Annotated in this window: 6 protein-coding genes; 1 reads left to right on the top strand and 5 read right to left on the bottom strand. The window is 42.2% G+C overall.

Translation table 11 applies throughout. The features are described from left to right. From BN1234_RS14410 to BN1234_RS14390, 5 genes are all read right to left on the bottom strand, one after another. On the bottom strand, positions 1-345 hold a 345-nt coding region (locus BN1234_RS14410; RefSeq protein WP_156337217.1), incomplete at its 3' end, for an HAD family hydrolase. Positions 346-386: 41 nt separating this feature from the next. Beyond that, complete coding sequence (locus BN1234_RS14405; RefSeq protein ID WP_054957357.1) at positions 387-1,223, bottom strand: carbohydrate ABC transporter permease; 837 nt, start codon at positions 1,221-1,223, stop codon at positions 387-389. Between the two features lie 29 nt (positions 1,224-1,252). Beyond that, positions 1,253-2,200, bottom strand: coding sequence for a carbohydrate ABC transporter permease (locus BN1234_RS14400; protein ID WP_054957356.1), 948 nt, complete (start codon positions 2,198-2,200; stop codon positions 1,253-1,255). Between the two features lie 117 nt (positions 2,201-2,317). Next, positions 2,318-3,793, bottom strand: coding sequence for an ABC transporter substrate-binding protein (locus tag BN1234_RS14395; RefSeq protein WP_054957355.1), 1,476 nt, complete (start codon positions 3,791-3,793; stop codon positions 2,318-2,320). Positions 3,794-3,980: 187 nt separating this feature from the next. After that, a complete protein-coding gene (locus BN1234_RS14390; RefSeq protein ID WP_054957354.1) occupies positions 3,981-4,577 on the bottom strand; it encodes a YdcF family protein in 597 nt (198 codons plus the stop codon). 327 nt (positions 4,578-4,904) lie between these two features. On the opposite strand from BN1234_RS14390, the gene BN1234_RS14385 reads away from it, so the two are divergent. Beyond that, positions 4,905-6,077: an ROK family transcriptional regulator gene (locus BN1234_RS14385; RefSeq protein ID WP_054957353.1), complete on the top strand. Its 1,173-nt coding sequence runs from the start codon at positions 4,905-4,907 to the stop codon at positions 6,075-6,077. The last annotated feature ends 60 nt before the right edge of the window (positions 6,078-6,137 follow it).

Here is a 6,137-nt window from a genome sequence, read left to right as displayed (position 1 = left end):
TCCAGTTAGACTCTCCCTGCTGTATCCCCAAAACCAATCTGCATGGTTTTCCATGGCAAGCTTATGCAAGCTGCGCACCTCATCCTCAGGCAGAAAAACGCGTTTATGCAGATCTCCCGGTCCCCGCCATACTTCAGCTCCATTCAAAAGCACCATTGGCGATTCCAGCCCTAGCTCATCCCAATAATTCGATGCTGTCTGCATGCCTCTTCCTGTCGTAAACAGCACCTTTATCCCTTCATCCACAGCCCTGTTCAGCCACACAACGGTTTCTTCCGTAATCCGCTGATCATCGGTAAGTAGAGTTCCATCCATATCAAGTGCAATTAATTTAAATCTGTTCATCTGGCTTTTCCACTCCTTATATATCTTTTTTCAATCTATCTCTAACCCTTAACAGCACCCATAGTAGCGCCTTCCATAAGCAGTTTTTGGAATAAAATATAAATTATAATCGATGGAACCATAGCAATAGTAACGCCGGCAAACAAAGTTACCCAATCCGCAGTGTATTCCATTTGCTTGTTCGCGGAATACATTTGCACGGCAATAGGATATTTCTTTGGATCGCTTAAATAGATAAAAGGTGCCAAGAAATTGTTATAGTACCCTAAGAATTTGAATACTCCAACCGTTACAATACCCGGTGTAGATAATGGAACGATAACACGCCAAAACCTTTGGAATAGAGTAGCGCCATCCATCGTTGCACTTTCCTCAAGCTCCGCAGGCAGAGAGCTCATAAAGCCCCCAAGGAGCATAAGGTAGAACACGCTTTCCCCCAGGCTGGACAGCAGTATTAATCCGGTTAAGCTATTAGTCAAATGCAGTTCCCGCATCAACACATATTGAGGCACAAGCGCATTGATGCCCGGCAGGAACAAGGACAGCATAATCAAGCCCCAAATTAGTTTTCTTCCTTTGAAGTTCATTCGAGTGAGTGCATAAGCGTTAATTGTCGTGAAGAAAAGGCCCAACACCAGACTTCCGCCGACATAATAAAGGGTATTCAAGAGTGATTGCCCAAAACCGTATTGATTCCAAGCTTTCGTATAATTCTGCCATCTCAGTTCTGTGGGAAGCGCCCATATATCTTGAAAAAACTCAGCATTGCTTTTTAGTGATTCATAGATAACCCAGACTAAAGGAAATATTATGGTCAGCGACCAAGCATAAAGCAACACACGCCACACAACGTCCAAAATCGTTCGTTTTTCCTTCAAACTTATCCCTCCGAACTTTCATATAGAAATTAATACTCGTAGCCTTTGTTCGGTACAAACTTATCGATTAACACCTTAGCTGTTACTAAAATGACGAACAGAATCATACCGACTGCGGAAGCGTAACCGTAATTCCGATACTCTTCGCCAAAAGCCATGTTAAACATGTAGAGGCCAATGACATCCGTCGACCCGAACGGGCCCCCATTTGTCATAATGAGGATGATTTCAAAACCCTTCATCGTGCCAACAATTAGGAACAATGCGCTGACACGGATAATTGGCGTAACTAGCGGCATGGTAATCATAAATAAGCGCTTCATATGTCCAGCGCCTTCAAGAATCGCCGCTTCGTACAACGACTTTGGAATCGCCAGCATCGCATTAGCGAATATAATGACGTACAGTCCGACTCCACCCCACACCCATGCCGGAATAATAGATAAAAGTGCTGTGCCCTCATTGCCCAGCCAATAGAAATTACCGATATTAAATCCAAAGAATTTCAGAATCCCATTCAGCAAACCGTAAGATCCATCGTAAATAAAAGCCCAGAGGAGAGCGACTACGACTGTTGATAAAACATTCGGAAAGAAAAACAATACCTTCAAAAATTTATTTTCTTTATACGATTTATTAGTAATTAAATAGGCAAGTATTAAAGATATACTAATAACAAGGAAAGGCACTGTTATCATAAAAATCAAGTTATGGGTTAGTGCGCGCCACACATACTTATCCTGGAATGCGGTGACGAAGTTGGACAGTCCGACAAACTTCGCATCCGTGAATCCATCCCAATCGAGCAGCGAATAATATACGGATAAAATGTTTGGAAACAACGTAAACAGCAAATAGCCGCCAAAAGGAGGGACGATGGCTATGAACAGAAATATCCACTTCTGGGTATTCGCTTTATCTAGACCCAGTTTGCGCATAAGGGGCACTGGGGTCTTCACGATGGTTGAATCAGACATGAGAGGTCAACTCCTATCTTACTAAACATTTAGTAAGTTATTTTCAGTGTGAAACCTATATGGTCTCAGAAGTTAAAACGGAAGAGCGGAGATGAATCCTCTCCGCTCCATCACTACTTATTTATTCTTTTCAGCCTCTACAGCTTTCTTCAGCAGCTCTTCAGCCTGCTCCAGAATCGGTTTCGGATCCTGTTTACCCAGAGCAAACTTCGCAACATTCTCATCTATTAATTTTTCCGCTTGAGCAAGATTCGGATCGGAAATACTGATAGACCGGCTTGCTTTATAAGTTTGAGCCTGATTATCCGCAATGTACTTCAGAACAGATTGGGCGGAGCTGGAAAGCTTAGCCAAACTTGTAGGATCTTCCGTCAAATCCTTGCGCATTGGCAGAGCGCCCGCTTTTTCAGCAGCAAATTGTTGATTTTCGAGCGTAACCAGCCATGTGATCAATTCTTTGGCCCACTTTTTGTTCAGCTCCGGCTTAGCTGCCCAGATATAGTTGAAGTTTGTAGTTCCGCTTCGAATCCAAAGCTTTTGATTTGTGTTATCCCTGAAAGGAACAGCCATGTAACCCCAATCGAAATCCGCAGGCGTTGCTTCCTTCATCTCATTCTCGACATGAGTCCCTGTCGATACCATAGCCGCTTGCCCCTGAATAACCTGCATTTGCGATTGCGTATGATTCAATGCCGGAAGTCCTTCTGCAAAATATCCTTCCTTACCAAGCTCATAGAAGCGAGTCCAGGTTTCAACCGTCTCTGGATTTGTGTATTGCGGGAGAGCATAGGTTTTATAATTTTCGATAAATTCATCGGCATGTCCATTGATATCAGCCAGTTCAAAGTTTTTGGCTGTTCCGAAAGCCCAGTTATGGTAGGTAGGATGAATACCAGGGAACGTAATCGGAGCAATGCCGTCTGCTTTAATGTCTGCTAGAAGTGCTTTAAACTCATCCCACGTGTTTGGGTTTTGGTTCCAGCCATGCTCTTCGAATAGTTTTTTGTTAAAAAACAGCCCGCCGAAGCTGCTTGCCGTAGTAAACTCATACCTTTTCCCATCGATTATCTGCGTTGACTCGTACATGCCTGGCATCATAAGCTCCTTGACTTTTTTGTCCGGCACGTCTGGAAGAGGGTATTCCCAAATGTCATCCATTGGCTCAAGCTTGCCTGCTTCAGCGAGTGCAGTAACACCTCCCGCTGGTGCTGTATTAAATAGATCAAACATGTCATTATCATTGTTTGCTGAAATTTTTGTAGAAAGAATCGTCTTCATATCAGGTGAAGCCGTGATGTCTATTTTGACATTTGGATACTTGGCTGTGAACGACTCAACTGCGTGATCGAACCACTCCCGGCCATATCCTCCTACAAAGAAGCCTACCTTTAGCGTAACCTCCTCATTCTTCGGCAATCCGTTCTCGTAAGTCTCTACCTCTGCGGAGGCTGCTGGCTTATCCGAACCGGCAGGAGCTGAACTTGGGCCAGGCTCGTTCTTTCCGCTGTTTCCGGTGCAACCAGCCAGCATTGTTAAAGATAATAAAGCTGCTACACCCGTACTCATGAATCGTTTCATTGTTCCATTAAACATAACTTTTCCCCCCTGTTAATTAATAAATAAATTAGATTAACTATTTAAGAATACCTGTGTCTTGTTAACCTATGATCAAACCCTTGTAAATAATATGTAAAAAAACTTCTGGATGCCGACCCTTATGCCTCACCTCCCACATCATTTGTAAGCGTTTACACAATAATTACGAATTGACGATCATTTGTCAAGCATTTTGTCCATTGTTTCGATCATCCATGGCCCTCCTAATAATAGGAAGAGTTAGCCGGAAAGCCCGAATTTCTAAAAATGTTAATTTCAGCTGAAACCCTATAATACTCTTAAGGCTTCGACTAGCGCTGAAACCGCCTTTCATACCAAGCCGATGCATAATATATTTCGTTCGGCGAATATGAAATAGATTAGTTACGATCACAAAAGATTTCAGTTGGTACTGGTCCATCAATTGCTTGCTAAAGATTAAATTCTGAACCGTATTACGTGACTTATCTTCTAATAAAATTCTTTTTGCCGGAACGCCCTTCTCAACCAGATATCTCTTCATCTGCTCCGCTTCAGATAGACGTGAACCAACCGCTCCCCCCGATACAATGATATATTTGTGCCTGTACTGCCAAAATAGTCTGTAAGCCTCATCCAGTCTTTCCTTAAGCAAAGGGTGTATCTGGCTGTCTTTCGATACATAGCCAAGTACAATAAGCACATCTGTCTTACCGGGTTTCAATATAACTGCATGCAGCCAGCATATGTAAGCCAGCACCACCATCGCTGCAATTGCAATTATCCATCCGATCCATTCCATTACTTGCTCCTCTAGACGTCATTTTGTTATACTTAATCAAATCAATTTACAAATTATAATATCCTTTTTTAACACAATGTCAATACAATTTATTATGTTTTTAATATTTTTATATTTAAGCGTTTTCGAATTATCCGTATGAAACTGCACAAAACCGCCATATATTGCCGTTTTTTTATGACAACTAAAAATTCTGTTCATTAAATCAATCTTGCCCACAACTTTTCTTCGTCTTATATTAATGCTACACTTGAAATATATATACGCCCAATTTGTCAATTGTTTTGATCTTATTATTATAAAATTGTTGGAAAGAGGATGCTTAACGTGGGTGATTTGGTCAAACAAACTAGTCATATGCTATTAAAATCAATCAATCAGCAGAAGGTTCTTTTTCTCATTTATTCGGAAGGGCCCATCTCTCGCGTAGAGCTCTCTGAAAAAACGGGACTAAGCAGACAAACGGTAACTAATATCGTTAACCGCCTGTTGAAGGAGAAAATAATCTTGATAGGCGAGCTTATTGATTTGGAGGGAGGCAGCGGAAGGAAAAGGGTCGGCCTACATATCAACAGCAGCCACTTTTATGCCGTTGGCCTTGAGCTCGCCGGCAAATATATTCGCGGAAAGGTATATAATCTGCGTCAAGAAGCTATCGCATCTGCAGAACGAACAAGCAACAAATATGGTTCTATAGATGTGTTCATGCAGCTGCTGCATGAAGTAATCGATGAACTGCTCACCCAGGTTCCCAACTCCAAAATAAAGGGGATTGGAATCAGTATGCAGGGCCTGGTAGATTCTCAGCATGGTATTGTTCTGCGGACACCCGGCATAGGCTTTCATCGCCTGCCACTCAAGCAACTGCTTGAAGACAAATATAATATTCCCGTGTTTATCGAGAACGATATCAATCTTCTCTCTGTCAATGAGAATATGTACGGCCGTTTGAAGGACTCCAATAACAATATCACAATTAATTTTGATTATGGTACAGGCGGTGCGATTGTCCATAATAAACAAATTATAGCAGGATCAAGCTTTGTTGCAGGTGAATTCGGGCATTATAAAGGCTTTTATGGGGAAGATGCTTATCCCTGCCATTGCGGGAGAACCGGATGCTTAACGACGTTGGCTTCAAGCAGCGGACTTAGCGCTTCCATCAAATGCACCCTTGAAGAGTTCGCAGAGGGCATAAGAACTGGCGACCCTAAGTTCCTTAGTTTATACGAAAAAATTGTCGATGGCATCGCGATCGCCGTTACCAATATTATTACATTTATAAACCCAGACAGTCTGCTTATCACTGGCCGAGTCATTCATACGATCAGTCCCGAAATGTTCAATGAGATTAAGGCTAGAGTGATGCACGAGCTGCCTGTAACGGTTAATAACGTACAATTGATCTATCTTCATGATAATCCGGATGAAACCAAGCTTGCTGCCGGATTAGTTATTAAACATGCATTCGAGGTTCCTTTAGATACTCTGTCTCTCTAACAATATTATAATCATCAATGAAACGGCTCGTCCTACATCAAGGACGAGCCGTTAAGGTTA

The organism is Paenibacillus dakarensis, assembly GCF_001373415.1.
In the GTDB taxonomy this organism is placed as follows: Bacteria; Bacillota; Bacilli; order Paenibacillales; family Paenibacillaceae; genus Paenibacillus_AQ; species Paenibacillus_AQ dakarensis.
The sequence above is the reverse complement of the archived record's forward strand: the minus strand, read 5'-3'. Positions and strand labels throughout refer to the sequence as shown.

Excerpts from the sequence above, each read along its gene's own strand:
- BN1234_RS14390 (WP_054957354.1), bottom strand. The coding sequence starts at position 4,577 with ATGGAATGGATCGGATGGATAATTGCAATTGCAGCGATGGTGGTGCTG.
- BN1234_RS14400 (WP_054957356.1), bottom strand. The coding sequence starts at position 2,200 with ATGTCTGATTCAACCATCGTGAAGACCCCAGTGCCCCTTATGCGCAAA.
- BN1234_RS14395 (WP_054957355.1), bottom strand. The coding sequence starts at position 3,793 with ATGTTTAATGGAACAATGAAACGATTCATGAGTACGGGTGTAGCAGCT.